Consider the following 16,278-nt stretch of genomic DNA (forward strand, 5'->3'; position numbering starts at 1 on the left):
GCCGCAGCAGATGGGAGCAGTTTCGCGTGGGCAGTTTTTCACTTCCAACCGCCATGGGGATCACGGCGCTGATGTCCTTGATGATATCGGCCTTCCTGTTCGCCCTCTCCAGAAGTCAGCGTCTGCAGGGCCCATCCTCCTCCTTCGCCCTTTTAGCGCTCGCCTACGCGCTGAGCGGCCTGAGGCTCGGCTGCCAGCTGCTGGTGATCGGGGGGCTTCCCCTCTTCACCGTCCCCGGTGACCTCTTCTACACCGCCTTCATCTGCTCCTTCTGGCTCGGTGTGCGCACCTACGCCGATCCCGCCCCCATCGACCGCCGCCTTTGGGCCATTCCTTTGCTGCTCGCCCTTTGGAGCTTACTGGCCCGCGCGTCCGGCGTCGAGATGCCGTGGGTCGTCTTCCCCCTGCACCTGGTGGGGACCGCGGTCTTCGTCGTCTCCGGCGCCCTGCTCTGGTCGCTGTACCGGGTGAAGCACAACGCCGGGCACCTGATCCTGACCGTGATGATGGTCGCCCAGGGGTTGAGCACCGCGTCCTACCCCTTCACCAGGACCACCTGGTACGCCCCTTACGGCTTCGCGCTCTTCTCGCTTTTGGCCTCCGCCATCGGGATGGGATTCATCATCAGCACCCTTTTGGACGAGCAGCTTATCCTGATGGCCGAGATCGAGGGGCGCAAGCTCGCCGAGGCGGCCCACCGGAAGTCGCTCGCCATGCTGGAGGCGATCACCGCCAACTCCCCCACCGGGATCGCCCTTTTCGAGGGGGAAAGCGGGGCCTGCGAGATCGCCAACCGGTCGCTGGGGGAGATCATGGGGGTGGGGATCGCCGAGATGCTCGGCAAGGACTTCCGGGAACTGGAATCCTGGAGGGGCGCGGGGCTCGACCGGGTGGCCGAGGAGACCCTGGCCGACGGGAAGACCCGCCACCAGCAGGTCACCCTGGCCAGTCCGCAGGGGGCCCGCGTGACCATCGAGTACTTCATCCTCTCCCTGAGCCTGGACGGCGAACGGCACCTCCTCTTCGTCGCCACCGACCTCAGCGAAAGAAAGAGGCTCGAGCACCAGCTCGCCCATTCCCAGAAGATGGAATCGGTCGGCCGCCTGGCGGGAGGGGTGGCCCACGACTTCAACAACATGCTGACCGTCATCCTCGGCTGTGCCCACCTTTTGGGGGCGCGGGTCCCCGACGAGGAGCCGCTGCACCAGTACATCGCCTCCATCCGCCACGCCGCCGAGCGCTCCAGCGAGATCACCCGGCAGCTCTTGGCCTTCTCACGCAACGAAATCATCGAGCCCCGCCCGGTCAACCTGAACCTCCTGATCACCGAGTCGGCCAAGAGCCTCACCCGCCTGATCGGGGAGGACATCACCGTCTCGTTGAAGCTCGATCCCTATCTCTGCAAGGTGAACCTGGACCCCTCCCAGGCCTACCAGATCCTCATCAACCTCGCCGTCAACGCCCGGGACGCCATGCCGGACGGCGGCTGCCTGATCATCGAGACCGCCAACGCCGACATCGAGAACGAGTATGCCCAGCGCCACGCCGACGCCGCACCGGGGGGATACGTCCGCCTCACCGTGAGTGACACCGGCACCGGCATCGACCGCGAAATCATGGAGCACATCTTCGAGCCGTTCTTCACCACCAAGGCGGTGGGGCAGGGGACCGGCCTCGGGCTCTCCACCGTGTACGGCATCGTCACCCAGAACCGCGGCTTCATCAACGTCTACTCCGAACCGGGGGAGGGGACCGCCTTCACCATCCATATCCCGAGGCTGGCCGTCGAGGTCGCCGAACGGGAGCGCGCGAGCGTGGAGGTCGCGGCCGGCACCGGCACCATCCTTATCGTGGAGGACGAGGAGCCGATGCGGGTGGTGACCACCCAGCTCCTCGAGGAGTGCGGGTACCGGGTGATCCCGTGCGGTTCGGGGCAGGAGGCGGTGGGGATCTGCCAGGAGAGCGGCCACCTCGACCTGATCCTCTCGGACGTGGTCATGCCCGGGATGAACGGCAAGGAGATGGCGGAGCGGATCCGGGGCATCCGCCCGGAACTCAAGGTACTCTTCATGTCCGGCTACACCGCCAACCTGGTGGCCCAGCGCGGCATCGTGGAGGAGGGGACCTTCTTCATCCAGAAGCCGTTCAACATCCACCAGCTCCACCGCAAGATCCACGAGGTCCTCGCCGCACGGGCCGACTCCCCCGCCCCCGCCGCGTGAGCGGGATCTTTCCGCCCGCCCCACCGGAACTTGCCCCGGCGTTCACGCTGCATCCTTCGCGACTTCGCCCCACCTCCTTCGCCACCTCGTTCGCCACCTCGTTCGCCACTTTGCCGGCCCCAGTTGGCCTGTTAATGGTTGTCCCTATTTGGGACACTTTCTGAAACTCTCAATGATTCCAAGTAGCTGAAAGCTGGTATTTGGCCGTGCCGTCGGCGGGGTCCGGGTTAGTTCCCGTTTTTAGTTGAAAATTAATTTTGACCCGTCGTATATAGAGTGACCTTAACCTGCCGATACCATGCGAAAGGTCCCCCTTGAGGGAGGAAGGCCGGGGTGCAATTCCCCCTCTCCCTCCGGGAGAGGGCCGGGGTGAGGGAAGGCCTAGAGGCGAGGGGATGGTTGCCCCGGCAGGAAAAACGGTAAGAACAGACATCCGATAACGGAGCCTATGGATAACGATCCGAAACATCAGCCGTCGACGGAAGGGCGGGACGGGGGGGCGCACCCTTCCCGGGAGGCACTCGCCCGCAGGGTGGCCGAGCTCGAGGCGGCGCTGACCGTGAGCGAGGAGGCCCGGTGCCGGGCCGAAGGGAAGGCCGCCTCCCTCTTCCTCAACGCCCCCCTCCCCGCGATGATCACCACCCATCCCGGCCATGCCATCAGTGAGGTGAACGAGGCGTGGTGCCGCCTGTTCGGCTACCGCAGCGAGGAGGTGATCGGCAGGAGGTGGTCGGAGTTCGCCCTCGACCCGGTGCCGGCAGTGGGGCTCTCGACGCTCGCCCGGCGGGAGGGCGGTCGCCTCGCGAGTTGTGAGCAGACCGTCGCCACCGGAAACGGCGACCGGTTGCTGGTGGCCATCGACGCCACCCTCGTCACCTTCGGCGGCGGTGAGGCCGCCTTGAGCTTCCTGCGGGACATCACCGATCACCGCCGCATCGAGGAGGAGCTGAAGCGGCTCAACGACTCGATCGACCTGACCATCAGGGAAAGGACCGAGGGGCTGAGCGCCGCGCTGGAGGCCCTCTCCGCGGAGGTGGCCGAACGCCAGCGGGCCGAGGAGCTGCTCCGCCAGAGCGAGGAGCGCTACCGGAAGGTGGTGGAGGACCAGACCGAGACCATCAGCCGTTTCGACGCCAACGGTGAGCTCACCTTCGTCAACGAGGTCTACTGCCGGATCTTCGGCCAAACCCGCCAGGAGGTGCTGGGCCGCAGCTGGCACCCCGCCGCCTACCCCGCCGACGTTGCTTCCATCGAGGAGAAACTCTCCACCATGACGCCGGATAACCCGGTGGTGGTGATCGAGAACCGGATCACCAACGGCGCGGGGGAGATCCGGTGGATGCAGTTCGTCAACCGCGGCTTCTTCGACACCGACGGGAGGCTGGTGGAGACCCAGAGCGTCGGGCGCGACATCACCGAGCGCAAGCAGGCCAAAGAGCGGCTCAGGGAGGCGATGCAGTTCAGCGAGCAGGTGATCAGCTCCGCCGGCGAAGGTATCGTGGTCTACGATCTCGATCTCCGTCTGCGGGTCTGGAACCCGTTCATGGAGAGCCTCTGCGGTCTCAAGGCGGGTGAGGTGCTCGGGAGCGGGCCGGAGCGCTCACTTCCCTTCGAGGACGCCCAGCAGGTACGCGATGCCCTGGAAAGCGCGCTTGAAGGGGACGGAGCCGGGGGGCTCGATCTCACCTACCGCGTCCCCGAAGCGGGGCGGCAGGGGTGGGCTTCCCTGCTCCCCTCGCCGCTGCTCAACACCCGTGGCGAAGTGGTCGGCGTCCTTTGCACCATCCGGGACATCACCTTCCGCAAGGAGCTGGAGAACGAGCTGCTCCTTGCGCTGGGGCAGGCCCGGGAGGTAAACGTGGCGATGAAGCGCCTGGTCAGCACGGTGGCCCACGAGTTCCGGACCCCGCTGGGCCTTTTGACCGGGAGCGTCGACGTCCTCGACCGCTACTGGGACCGGCTGACGCCCGAGAAGCGTGCGGAGCAAAACGCCCGCATCCGCAACGCGGCACGGCAGATCGCCCACCTGGTCGACTCGGTCACCTCCTACGAGGTCTCGGGGAGGGTGCGGGGGAAGGCGAAAGCCCCGCTCTCCCTGGAGGTCGAGGAGAGCTGCCGGGCCATCGCCCAGGAGGTGGAGACCGTCTGGGGGGGAGGGCACCGGTTCACCCTGACCGTCGCCGAGGGGATCGGGACGGTCCCCATCGACGAGGTGCTTTTCCGCAGGATCGTGCAGAACCTTTTGAACAACGCCTTCCGTTACACACCCACCGGGGGGAAGGTGGAGTTGAGGCTCGCCCGGGAAGGGGATTCGCTCCTTCTGGAGGTGGCCGACGACGGCATCGGCATTCCCGAGGAGGAGCAGCCGCATATCTTCGAGGCTTTTTACCGTAGCAGCAATGTCGAGACCAGGCGCGGCCTGGGGCTCGGGCTCTCCATCGTGCGGGACGCCCTGGACACCCTGGGAGGGGAGATCCGGGTCGCGAGCGCTACGGGAGAGGGGACCGTGATGCTGGTTGAAATACCGCTTGTGCGATGAGAGGAGAGGTTATGGAAGAAAACGGATATACCATCGTGTTGATCGAGGACGACCCTTCCTACCGGGATATGGTCCAACTGATCCTGGGGCTGGAGGGTTTCCGGGTGCTGAGCGCCGTGGACGGGGAGCAGGGGCTCGAGCTGGTGCGGCAGCACCGCCCGGACCTGGTGCTGTGCGACATCATGATGCCGGGCATGGACGGCCACCAGGTGCTGGAAACGGTGAGGAACGACCCGCGGCTCGCCGAGCTTCCCTTCATCTTCGTGACCGCCATGGGGGAGCGGGGGGAGATCCGGTCGGGGATGGCGGCCGGCGCCGACGACTACCTCCCCAAGCCCTTCTCGGCCGACGAGCTGGTGGCCGCGGTCACCGGGAGGCTCCGCCGCCACCTGAAGGGGCGCACCGGTGCCGCGTCGCTCATGCCGGAGAAGGAGAACGTCCGGCTTCTCGAGCGGGTCACTCCCCGGGAGCGGGAGGTGCTCGCCCTGGTGGGGGAGGGATGCTCCTCGCGGGCCATCTCCGAGAGACTCGGCATCTCCCACAAGACGGTGGAGGTGCACCGGGCCAACCTGATGCGCAAGCTGGGGGCAGGCAACGCGGTGGGGCTTGCCCGCTGGGCCATGGTTGCCGAGCGGATGGGGCGGCAAAAGGAGGGAAGGTAACGAATGGATTAGAGGATTTACGGGTTTATCCTAATGGTGTGCCGGGGATAATTGTACTAGTATTGCCAAAACCTCGCGTGCGCACCCGGAGGATTCCCGCCCCCCGCTCCGGTCCCCTTGTAGAGGATCCCGGTCACCCGTCCGCGCGGTGACGACCTTTTGCTTGGAGCGGTGATGTCCTTCAGCTCTCCACCGACAACCAGATCCCAGCTGATCTCCCTGGTCGCCATCTCGGTCCTCCCGATCTGGCTGGTGGCCGCCGCGCTTTTGTACGTCGGCTACGTCGACAAGCGCGACCTGACCCGGACCGCCCTCCTCAACTCGGCCCGCTCCCTCACCCTCGCCGTCGACCAGAACCTCACCAACGTGCAGTCCGCCTTGCAGGCCTTCGCCACCTCCCCCACCTTTGCCACCGGCGATTTGGAAGGCATCCACCGGGAGGCCCGGCTGCTGCTCAGGAATTACCCGGGTGCGGACATCATCCTCGCCGACCGCAACGGGCAGCAGCTGGTGAACTCCTACCAGCCGTTCGGCTCGCCGCTCCCGGTCCGCACCCCCCGTCATGCGGTGGTCCACGTTTTCGGGACCGGTTCCCCGGTGGTGAGCGACATGTTCTACGGGGCGGTCACCACCGGGCGCCCCATGGTAAGTATCGACATCCCGGTGGTGGTCGCCGGGAAGGTCGCCTACGACCTGGCGATGACCCTGCCGGTCGACTCCCTCTCCACTTTACTGAAAAGCCGCAACCTCGCCCCCGCCGAGTACGCCAGCATCCTGGACGGAACCACCCGGGTGGCCGCCCGCAGCCGCAACCTCAACCTCTATCTCGGAAAGCAGGCCAACCCGGTGCTGAGGAGGGCCCTCCTCAGCGCACCCGAGGGATGCCTGGAGTCGACCAACCTGGAGCAGAAGCGGGTGCTGGTGGCCTACTGCCGCTCCGCCTCCTCCGGCTGGACGGTCACCGTGGGGGTGTCGAAATCGACCCTGATGGAGGAGGTCTACCTCCGGACCCTCGGGCTGGTGGCGCTGGCCACCCTCCTCTCGATCGCCGGCGTGGTGCTGGCGGCTGGCTACGCGCGGCGGATCTCCCAGGGTATTCAGGCGCTGGTGGCCCCGGCACTGGCCATGGGGCGCGGGGAGCCGGTCTCGCTGCCGGACGACACCGGCATCAAGGAGACCGGCGAGGTCGCCGCCGCCCTCTCCCAGGCCTCAGAGCTCCTTTTCACCCGGACCGAAGAGCTGCGGGTGAGCGAGCGCCGTTACAAGACCCTCTTCCAAAACGACAACGGCGCCATGGCCCACTGCCGGGTGATCGCCGACGAGGAGGGGCGGCCGATCGACTACGTCATCATGGAGGTCAACGGCGCCTTCGAGCGGATCCTGGGGATCCACCGGAGCCAGGTCGAGGGGCGCCGCGCGAGCCATATCTTCCCCGGGATCGAGGGGTTCGCCTTCGACTACCTCGGCGTGTTGGGAGAGGTGGCCATCACGGGGAGGGAGACCGCCTTCGAGGCCTTCTTCGAGCCGACCAGCCAGTTCCTCTCCCTGTACGCCTACAGCCCGCTCCCCGGCGAGTTCACCGCCATCTTCACCGACATCACCTCCCGTAAGCTCGCCGAAAGGCTCCTGCAGGAGAGCGAGGAGAAGTACCGCGCCCTCTTCGACAATGCCGGGGACGCCATCCTCATCTACGACAGCGACACGAGCGTCTTGGCCGCCAACCCGCAGGCCGCCAGCTGGCTCGGGTACCGGCAGGAGGACCTCTCCCTCATGAAGGTCACCCAGCTCCTCCCCGTGGAGCGGGGCCCCCTGATGCTCGACCGGGTGGAGGCTGTCCTGGCGCGGGGGGCGCTCGATTTCGAGGCCGAGGTGCTGGCGAAGGGGGGGAGCGTGCTGACCGCCCAGGTCACTGCCCGCCGGATCACCTGGAGCGGCCGCCCCGCCGTCATGAGCATCTGCCACGACATCACCGGCCGCAAGCTCGCCGAAGAGGCCCGCCTGGTGCAGGAGGCGAGCCTCATGCGGGCCCAGAAGCTGGAGAGCCTGGGGCTGATGGCGGGGGGGATCGCCCACGACTTCAACAACATCCTGATGGCGGTCTTGGGGAGCGCCGACCTGGCCCTCATGTGCCTGGACGACCCGAAGCTGGTCTCCTCCAACCTCTTGAGGATCACCGAGGCGGGGAGCCGGGCCGCCAACCTCACCCGGCAGATGCTGGCCTACTCCGGGAAAGGGAAGTTCGTGCTGGAGAGCATCGACCTCTCCCTCCTGGTGGAGAAGATGGTCCCCATGCTGCACGATTCCCTCTCGGAGACGGCCCAGGTGAAGTTGAACCTCGACCACTCGCTCCCTCCGGTCCACGGGGACGCGAGCCAGCTGAGCCAGATCCTCTCCAACCTGGTGGTCAACGCCTGCGAGGCGCTCGGGGAACAGCGGGGGATGGTCACCATCTCGACCGGCATGGTCGACTGCGATCTCCAGTACCTCCAGGGGGCCTCGCTGGGAGAGGGGCTCGCCGGGGGGGGATACCTCTTTCTCGAGGTGGCCGACAACGGCTGCGGCATGACCCCTGATACCCTCTCCCGCATCTACGATCCCTTCTTCAGCACCAAGTTTCTCGGCAGGGGGCTCGGGCTGGCCGCGGTGCAAGGGATCGTGCGCGGGCACAAGGGGGCGATCAAGGTCTGGAGCGAGCCGGGGATGGGGACGGTGGTCAAGGTACTTCTCCCGCCGGGCGAGCGGGTGGCGGTCCCGGTGGTCCAGGAGGAGCCCGAACAGTTCCGCTCCGGCGGGACGGTGCTCCTGGTGGATGACGAGGAGGCGGTCCGCAACGTCGCGGTCCAGATGCTGGGGGCGCTCGGCTTCTTCACCATCACCGCCGTGGACGGCACCGAGGCGGTCAAGCGGTTCGGCGAGCACCCGGACATCGACCTGGTGATCCTCGACCTGACCATGCCGCGCATGAGCGGCGAGCGCTGCCTGCAGGAGCTCCGCCGCCTGAACCCGGAGCTGAAGGTCATCCTCTCCAGCGGCTACTCCGAGCAGGACGTCACCGAGCGCTTCCACATCCATGAGTTCTCCGGCTTCATCCAGAAACCCTACAACATGTCGGCCCTCGCCAAGGTGGTGAAGAGCGTGACGTCGGCCTCTGCGGCCGAATAGTAGGGCTTTCTCTCCTCCTCTATCGTTTCATTCCCCGACGACTATTCCCAACGGTTCCCAACCTGTTCGCTTGATTTCACCTTGTGCAGGCTCCCCTCTCCCGGAGGAAGAGGGCCGGGGTGAGGGTGGTTCGTTCACGGAAGCCTCCCTCACCCTAACCCTCTCCCGGAGGGGACTGATGGCGGGCGCTGCCGGCTGGATTCTCCTTGTCCAGGTTCCCCCTCTCCCGGAGGGTATTGAGATTGAAGAATATTTTCCGGGGTCGCTTGACAAAGAGCTATTCGTGACCTAAAGTCAAAAGTGACCACCGGTCATTTTATAAAGGAGGACGGCGTGTCTGAGATCGCAAGGACCGAGGAACCGCTCCCGGACGGCAGGAGGGAGCGGCGCAGCCGGGAGACCCGGGAGAGGATCTTTCGCTGTGCGCTGGAGATCTTCGCCGAGAAGGGGTTCGCCGCCACCACCATCGGGCAGATCACCGAGGCGGCGGACGTCGGCAAGGGGACCTTCTTCAACTACTTCGAGAACAAGGAGAGCATCCTGATGGAGTACCGCGAGATGCAGATGGGGCGGGTGAAGGAGTTCGTCGCCTCCCACCTCTCGTCGGATCTCCCGCTCACCCGCCTCCTCACGCTGCTGGCCCTGACCATGACGGCTGAGTTCCAGGCCTCCCCCGCCATGTTCCACTGCCTCCTCACCGCCATCCTCTCCAACCAGGCGGTGCAGCGGCGGATGTCGGAGGGGCTGGAGAACGCCCGCGAGATGCTGGGGCGGCTCTTGGCCGACCGCCAGGCGAGGGGGGAGATCCCCGGTCGCCCGGCGGCCAGGGAGATGGCGGCCTCCTTCCAGGGGATGGTGCTCGGCACCACCCTGGTCTGGTCGCTGTCGCCGCTGCGCCCCCTGGAGGAGACGCTCACCTGCGCGGTGGAGCTTTTCGTCGGCGGGATGGCCTCGTCGCCTGCCGCCTGCGGGGGGAAACCATGAAAAGGCTCCTCCCTCTCGCCGCGCTGGCCCTCCTTTTCACCTCCACACCGGCGGGCGCCGAAAGCGGCCAGCGCCTGTCGCTGTCGCTCGACGACGCCATCCAGCGGGGACTCTCCGGTAACGCCGCCGTCTTGCAGGCGGCGACGCGGGTGGAGGAGGCGGCCGGGAGCAAAAAGCGGCGCAACGCCGCCTACCTCCCCCACCTGCACATCGAGACCCCCTTCGCCTACCAGACCCGCAACCTCCGCGCCATGGGGATCAGCTTCCCCGGCGTCCCGGCGGTGGTCGGCCCCTTCACCACCTACGACTTCCGCCTCTACGGCGACCAGACCCTCTTCGATCTCCAGAGCTACTACGGGATCCGGGCCGGGGAGAAGGAGGTGGCGGCGCGCGGTGACGACTACCGGGACGCCCGCAGCCGCGCCATCCGGCTGGTGGCGGGGAACTACCTCGCGGCCCAGTACGCGGCGGCCCGGGTGGAGACCGCCCGCTCGCGGGTGAGGAGCTCGGAGACCCTGGAGCGGCTGGCGCTCGACCAGCGGGCCGCCGGGGTGGCGGACGGGCTCGACGTCCTGCGCGCCCAGGTGCAGCTCGCCAACGACCGCCAGCACCTGGTGGTGGCCAAAAACGACCTCAAGCAGTCCCTGCTGGTGCTGGCCAGGAGCATCGGCATCGACCTCTCCACCGAGCTCTCGCTCGCCGAGACGCTCCGCTACCGCCCCCTGCCCCGTCCGCAGATCGAGGAGGCGGTCTCCCTCGCCCTCACCGCGCGCCCGGACTACCGCTCGCTCCTCACCCAGCGGCAGTCGCTGGAGGAGCAGCTTAAGGCGTCGCGGGCCCGCTACTTTCCCAAGCTCATCGTGAGCGGCAACTACGGGGGGAGCGGCCAGCAGATAAACGACATCGAGCCGTCCGGGATCATCCAGGTGAACCTCCTGATGACCATCTTCGACGCCGACCGGACCGGCGAGCGGGTGGAGCTGGAGAGCAGGATGCGGCGGGTCGACGACCAGATCGCCGACCAGAAGCTCGGGGTGGAGCAGGAGATCCGCGAGGCCCTTTTGAACCTGGAAGCGGCCGACCAGGAGGTGACGGTGGCCGCCGACGGCCTGGCGCTCGCCCAAAAGGAGCTCACCTACGCGAGCGACCGTTTCAAGAACGGGGTCGCCAACAACGTGGAGGTGGTGAACGCCCAGGACGCCCTGGCCCGCGCCCTCGACAACAACCTCGACGCCCTGGTCCGCCACGTCGAATCCAAGATCGCCCTCGCCTCGGCCCTGGGGGAGACCGAAAAGGTCTACCGCCAGTTCTTAGGCATCGGTGAGGAGGTACCTCGTCAATGAGAAAGAGAATCATCGCCGTCATCGTCGTGCTCCTCCTGATCCTGGCCGCCGCCTACCTGGTCGCCACCCGCAAGGGGAAGGAGACGGTAGCGGGGCTCCCGGTCTCCGGCAACATCGAGGCCCATGAGAGCGTGGTCGGCTTCCAGGTGCAGGGGAGGCTCGCCGAGCTTGCAGTGGAGGAGGGGGTGTGGGTGAAGGCCGGCGACCTCATCGCCCGGCTGGACCAGGCCGACTACCGCCAGCAGGTGGACATCGACGAGGCCGGGGTGAAAACGCGGCAGGCCGACCTGGGGCTCACCCTCTCGGGGAGCCGGGTCCAGGAGAAAAGATCGGCCGAGCAGGCGCTGGTGGACGCCAAGGCGACCCTCGACCAGAACCGGACCGACTTCCAGCGCTACCAGGCGCTCTACGAAAAGGACGAGGTCTCGGCCCAGGTCCGTGACGGCTACCGGACCAACTTCGAGCGGGCCCAGGCCGCCTACGAGCGGGCCCGGCAGAACCTGAGCCAGGTACTGGAAGGGGCGAGGAAAGAGCAGGTGGCGGTCAGCCGCGCCGGGGTCGCCCAGGCGCGCCAGGCGCTGGAACTCTCCCGCATCAGGCTCGGCTACACCACGCTGACCGCGCCGCTCTCCGGGGTGGTGCTGGTCCGCCAGGCGGAGCTCGGCGAGGTGCTGGCGGCGGGAGCCCCGGTGGTGACCATCGCCGACCTCGACCACCTCTGGCTCAGGGCGTACGTGGCGGAGACCAACCTCGGGCGGGTGAAGCTCGGGGCGGTGGCCACCGTGAAGAGCGATACCTATCCCGGCAAGAGCTACCGGGGGAGGGTCTCCTTCATCTCCTCGCAGGCGGAGTTCACTCCCAAGAGCGTGGAGACCCACAAGGAGCGGGTGACCCTGGTCTACCGGATCAAGATCGACCTCGACAACGCCAACCACGAGCTGAAGCCGGGGATGCCGGCCGACGCGGTGATCGACACCGGGGAGGCGCGGTGACGGAAGGGGAGAGCCCGATAGCGGTCCGGGGACTCACCAAGTCTTTCCCCGGGGTGCGTGCCGTGGACGGCCTGAGCTTCTCGGTCGGACGGGGGGAGATCTTCGGGCTGGTCGGTCCCGACGGGGCCGGGAAGACCACCACCATGCGGATGCTGGCGGGTGTTTTGACGCCGGACGCGGGGGAGGTCCGGCTGGCGGGGTGCGACCTGGTCAAAGACCCGGAGGGGGCCAAAGAGCGGGTGAGCTACATGCCGCAGCGCTTCGGGCTCTACGAGGAGCTGACCGTGGACGAGAACATCCGCTTCTACGCCCGGCTCTTCCGGGTGAAGGGGACGGAGTGCGAGGCGCGGGCGGCGAGGCTCCTCGCGGGGGCGGGGATGAGCGAGTTTCGGGGAAGGCTCGCCGGCAAGCTCTCGGGGGGGATGAAGCAGAAGTTAGGCCTCGTCTGCGCGCTCGTCCACACCCCGGAGGTGATCCTCCTCGACGAGCCGACCAACGGGGTCGACCCGGTCTCCCGCCGGGAGTTCTGGGCCATCCTCTACTCGCTCTTGGGGGAGGGGGTGAGCATCCTCACCACCACGAGCTACCTCGACGAGGCCGAACGCTGCCACCGGATCGCCCTCTTGCACGAGGGGAGGCTCCTCTTCTGCGACACCCCGGCCGCCCTGAAGGATAACTTCGCAGGCTCGGTGGTCTCCATCGTCACCGCCGACCCCCGCCCGGTGGCCTCCCTTCTGGAGGGGCGCGAGGGGGTGGGGAGCGTGATGGTGGTGGGGGACGGGCTCCACGTGGTGGTCAACGAGCCGGACCGGATCATCCCGGAGCTCAAAAGCGAACTGGCGGCGGCCGGGGCGCAGGTCTCTTCGATCGAGGAGGTGGCCCCGACGGTGGAGGACCTCTTCGTGGAGGCGGTGAGAATGGAGAAGAAAGGGTGAGGGACTCGAGGGATATGAGGGAGCCGAGAGACCGGACCCCGAGCGAAGGACCCGCCGGAGTCCAAGTAGCCCAGGGAGTCCAGGGAGTCCAGGGAGTCCAGGGAGTCCAGGGAGTCCAGGGACTCCAGGGCGGCCAGGGCGGCCAGGGGGCGGCGGTGGTGGTCTCCAACCTGGTCAAGAGGTTCGGCGACTTCGCGGCGGTGGACGGCATCTCGCTCGAGGCCCGCAAGGGGGAGATCTTCGGCTTCCTCGGCCCCAACGGTGCCGGCAAGTCCACCACCATCCGCATGCTCTGCGGCCTCCTCGCTCCCACCTCCGGCACCGCCACCGTCTCCGGGGTCGACGTCGCCTCCCACCCGGAGACGGTCCGCCAGCACATCGGCTACATGTCCCAGAAATTCTCCCTCTACAACGACCTCACCGTGCTGGAGAACCTCAACTTCTTCGCCGGGATGTACTCGGTCCCCCACTCCGAGCTCTCCTCCCGCATCTCCTGGGCGGTGGAGATGGCGGGTTTGAAGGGTAGGGAAAAGGTGATGGCGGGCACCCTTGCCACCGGTTGGAAACAGCGCCTCGCCCTGGGCTGCGCCGTCCTGCACCGCCCGCCGGTGGTTTTCCTGGACGAGCCGACCTCCGGGGTGGACCCCATGTCCCGGCGCCAGTTCTGGGAGCTCATCCACCAGATGGCCGCTGAGGGGGTGACCGTCTTCGTGACCACCCACTACATGGACGAGGCGGAGTACTGCAACCGGCTGGTGCTCATCTACCGGGGGAAGATCGTCGCCTCGGGAAGCCCGCTGGAGCTCAAGGAGAACTCCATGTCGGGCGAGCTTTTGCTGGTCGAGTGCGAAAAGGTCGGCCGGGCCCTGGAGCTATTGGGGGCCGCCCCCTTCCTCGAGGACGCGGCCATCTTCGGTAACGCCCTCCACCTGGTGGTGGAGAACGCGGGTGAGGCGGCGCCCAAGGTGCAGGAGCTCCTCGCCCGCGAGGGTATCGCCGCCGTCAAGGTCGAGCGGATCCGCCCGAGCCTCGAGGACGTCTTCGTCTCGCTCACCACCCCCCGGCCCGGGAGGACGCCATGAACCTGGACCGCTTCCTGGCCATGGCGATCAAGGAGATCATCCAGATCAAGCGCGACGCCCGCTCGATCGCCATCGTGATCGCCATGCCGGTCATCATGATGTTCGCCTTCGGCTACGGGGTGAGCTTCGACACCAAGCACATCCCGGTCTACCTCCTCGACCAGGAGAAAAGCCAGCAGAGCCAGGATTTCCTCAAGCTTTTCCAGGCCTCGGAGTACTTCGAGGTGGTGAAGACGGTGGATAGCTACCGGGAGGTGGTGGAGGCGATCGACCGCGGCGACTGCCAGATGGCGGTGGTGGTCCCCTTCGACTTCTCCGCGAAGCTCGCGGCGGGCCAGCCGGTCAGCATCCAGGCCATCGTGAACGGCACCGACAGCAACTCGGCCAACCTCGGGATGAGCTACAGCGAGGCGGTGGTCTCCTCCTACGCCCAGGGGCTCCAGGTCGCCTGGCTCAGGCGGCGGGGACAGTCCTCCGTGGCCCCCCCGCTGAGCCTCGACGCCCGCACCTGGTACAACGAGAACCTGGAGAGCATGGCGACCATCGTCCCCGGCGTGGTGGCCATGGTGATGGCGGTGGTGGGGACCTTCCTCACCTCGCTCACCATCGCCCGCGAGTGGGAGCGGGGGACCATGGAGCAGCTGGTCTCCACCCCGGTGACCAGAATGGAGATCATGCTCGGCAAGCTCGCCCCCTACCTCGTGATCGGCCTTTTCGACACCTGCCTCTGCGCGGCCCTCGGGGTCTGGTGGTTCGGCGTTCCCTTCCGGAGCCAGCTCTGGATCTTCCTCTTTTCCACCGTCCTCTTCATCCTGGTGGTCCTCTCCATGGGGTACTTCCTCTCCGTGGTCGGGAAGAACCAGATGGCGGCCAGCCAGCTGGCCCTGGTGGCGACCTTTCTCCCGGCCTTTCTCCTCTCCGGCTTCATCTACCCGATCGACCAGATGCCGGCCGCAGTCCAGCTGGTCACCCATCTCGTCCCGGCCCGCTACTTCATGTTCATCCTGCGTAACGTCTTTCTGAAGGGGACGCCGCTCTCCCTGATGTGGCAGGACGTGGCCGGGCTCGCCCTTTTCGCCGTGGTGCTCACTGCCTTGGCCACCCGGGCCTTCAAGAAGAGGATCGATTAGATGCACGCCATGCTGAGCCGCCTGCGCCACATGCTGGTCAAGGAATTCATCCAGGTCCTGAGGGACAAGCGGACCCGCTTCCTGCTTTTGGGACCCCCGGTGATCCAGATGGTGGTCTTCGGCTACGCCGCCACGCTCGAGATCAAGCACGTCCCGATGGCGGTGCTCGACTACGACCAGAGCCAGGCCTCCCGCGAGCTCATCTCCCGCTTCGAGGGGAGCCGCTACTTCGACGTCCGCCACCGGCTCACCGACCGCCGCCAGGTCGCCACCCTCATCGACCGGGGGGAGGTGACCATGGCGGTCGAGATCGATGCCGGCTTCGCCCGCCTGCTCGGGAAGGGGGAGACCGCTCACCTCCAGGTCATCGTGGACGCCAGCAACTCCAACACCGCGCTGGTGGGGCTTGGCTACCTCAACGAGGTGGCGGGCTCCTATGCCCGCGGCTACCAGCTCGCCTCCCTCGCCCGGACGGCACCCCTCTCCGCGGGGCGGCTGCCCACCATCGTCCTCGAGAAGCGCCCCTGGTACAACACCGACATGTCGAGCCAGTGGTTCTTCGTCCCGGGGGTGATCGGCAACCTCATGCTGGTCATCGTGATGACCCTCACCGCGGTCTCGGTGGTCCGGGAGCGGGAGATCGGGACCCTGGAGCAGATCATGGTGACCCCGATCCGTCGAAGCGAGTTTATCCTCGGAAAGACCATCCCCTTCTTCCTGATCGGCGGCCTGGACGCCACCCTGATCTCCGCGGTGGGGACCCTCTGGTTCAAGGTGCCGCTGCGGGGAAGCGTCTGGGTGCTCGCCCTCGGCACCGTCCTCTTTCTTCTGGGGGCGCTCGGGATCGGCCTCTTCATCTCCACGGTCTCGGCGACCCAGCAGCAGGCGATGGTGACCAGCTTCTTCTTCATCATGCCCGCCATCATCTTCTCCGGGTTCGGCTCCCCCATCAGCAGCATGCCGACCTTCCTGCAGTACCTCACCCTGTTGAACCCGATGCGCTATTTCCAGACCGTGCTGAGGAGCGTCTACCTGAAGGGGGTGGGGCTCGACGTGCTCTGGCCGCAGATGGCGGGGATGGCCGCCATCGGGATCTTCATGCTCTCGGTGAGCGTGCTCCGTTTCCACAAGTCGCTGGAATGAGTTTCGCCCGCCACCTCACCTTCCCGGTACTCTCAAGCCCTTCCCGCCACTGGATAAGATTTTGACATCACAGGAATAAACTTA

General features: G+C 66.8%; 11 protein-coding genes. All 11 read left to right on the top strand.

Annotated features, from left to right (window positions below; all coding sequences use genetic code 11):
• The first annotated feature begins 71 nt into the window (after positions 1–71).
• Complete coding sequence (locus tag ACYVL5_RS11460; RefSeq protein ID WP_460595709.1) at positions 72–2,222, top strand: ATP-binding protein; 2,151 nt, start codon at positions 72–74, stop codon at positions 2,220–2,222.
• A 448-nt stretch (positions 2,223–2,670) separates the two neighbouring features.
• Positions 2,671–4,761 carry a sensor histidine kinase gene (locus ACYVL5_RS11465; protein WP_460595710.1) on the top strand — a complete coding sequence of 697 codons (2,091 nt, stop codon included), beginning with the start codon at positions 2,671–2,673 and terminating at the stop codon, positions 4,759–4,761.
• Between the two features lie 11 nt (positions 4,762–4,772).
• Positions 4,773–5,423, top strand: coding sequence for a response regulator transcription factor (locus ACYVL5_RS11470; protein ID WP_460595711.1), 651 nt, complete (start codon positions 4,773–4,775; stop codon positions 5,421–5,423).
• A gap of 174 nt (positions 5,424–5,597) precedes the next feature.
• Entirely contained in the window at positions 5,598–8,585 is a 2,988-nt protein-coding gene (locus tag ACYVL5_RS11475) for a hybrid sensor histidine kinase/response regulator (protein ID WP_460595712.1), read from the top strand.
• 333 nt (positions 8,586–8,918) lie between these two features.
• Positions 8,919–9,569, top strand: coding sequence for a TetR/AcrR family transcriptional regulator (locus ACYVL5_RS11480; protein ID WP_460595713.1), 651 nt, complete (start codon positions 8,919–8,921; stop codon positions 9,567–9,569).
• Complete coding sequence (locus tag ACYVL5_RS11485; protein WP_460595714.1) at positions 9,566–10,912, top strand: TolC family protein; 1,347 nt, start codon at positions 9,566–9,568, stop codon at positions 10,910–10,912. Before ACYVL5_RS11480 ends, ACYVL5_RS11485 begins: the two co-directional genes overlap by 4 nt.
• Complete coding sequence (locus tag ACYVL5_RS11490; protein WP_460595715.1) at positions 10,909–11,904, top strand: HlyD family secretion protein; 996 nt, start codon at positions 10,909–10,911, stop codon at positions 11,902–11,904. Before ACYVL5_RS11485 ends, ACYVL5_RS11490 begins: the two co-directional genes overlap by 4 nt.
• Positions 11,901–12,839: an ABC transporter ATP-binding protein gene (locus ACYVL5_RS11495; RefSeq protein ID WP_460595716.1), complete on the top strand. Its 939-nt coding sequence runs from the start codon at positions 11,901–11,903 to the stop codon at positions 12,837–12,839. Before ACYVL5_RS11490 ends, ACYVL5_RS11495 begins: the two co-directional genes overlap by 4 nt.
• A gap of 14 nt (positions 12,840–12,853) precedes the next feature.
• Positions 12,854–13,921 carry an ABC transporter ATP-binding protein gene (locus ACYVL5_RS11500; protein ID WP_460595717.1) on the top strand — a complete coding sequence of 356 codons (1,068 nt, stop codon included), beginning with the start codon at positions 12,854–12,856 and terminating at the stop codon, positions 13,919–13,921.
• On the top strand, positions 13,918–15,051 hold the full coding sequence (locus tag ACYVL5_RS11505) for an ABC transporter permease (protein WP_460595718.1): 1,134 nt from the start codon (positions 13,918–13,920) through the stop codon (positions 15,049–15,051). The genes ACYVL5_RS11500 and ACYVL5_RS11505 overlap by 4 nt, the downstream gene beginning before the upstream one ends.
• Positions 15,052–16,194: an ABC transporter permease gene (locus tag ACYVL5_RS11510; protein WP_460595719.1), complete on the top strand. Its 1,143-nt coding sequence runs from the start codon at positions 15,052–15,054 to the stop codon at positions 16,192–16,194. It abuts the gene before it with no gap.
• Positions 16,195–16,278 lie beyond the last annotated feature (84 nt).

It is taken from the genome of Geomonas sp. Red276, from assembly GCF_054784495.1.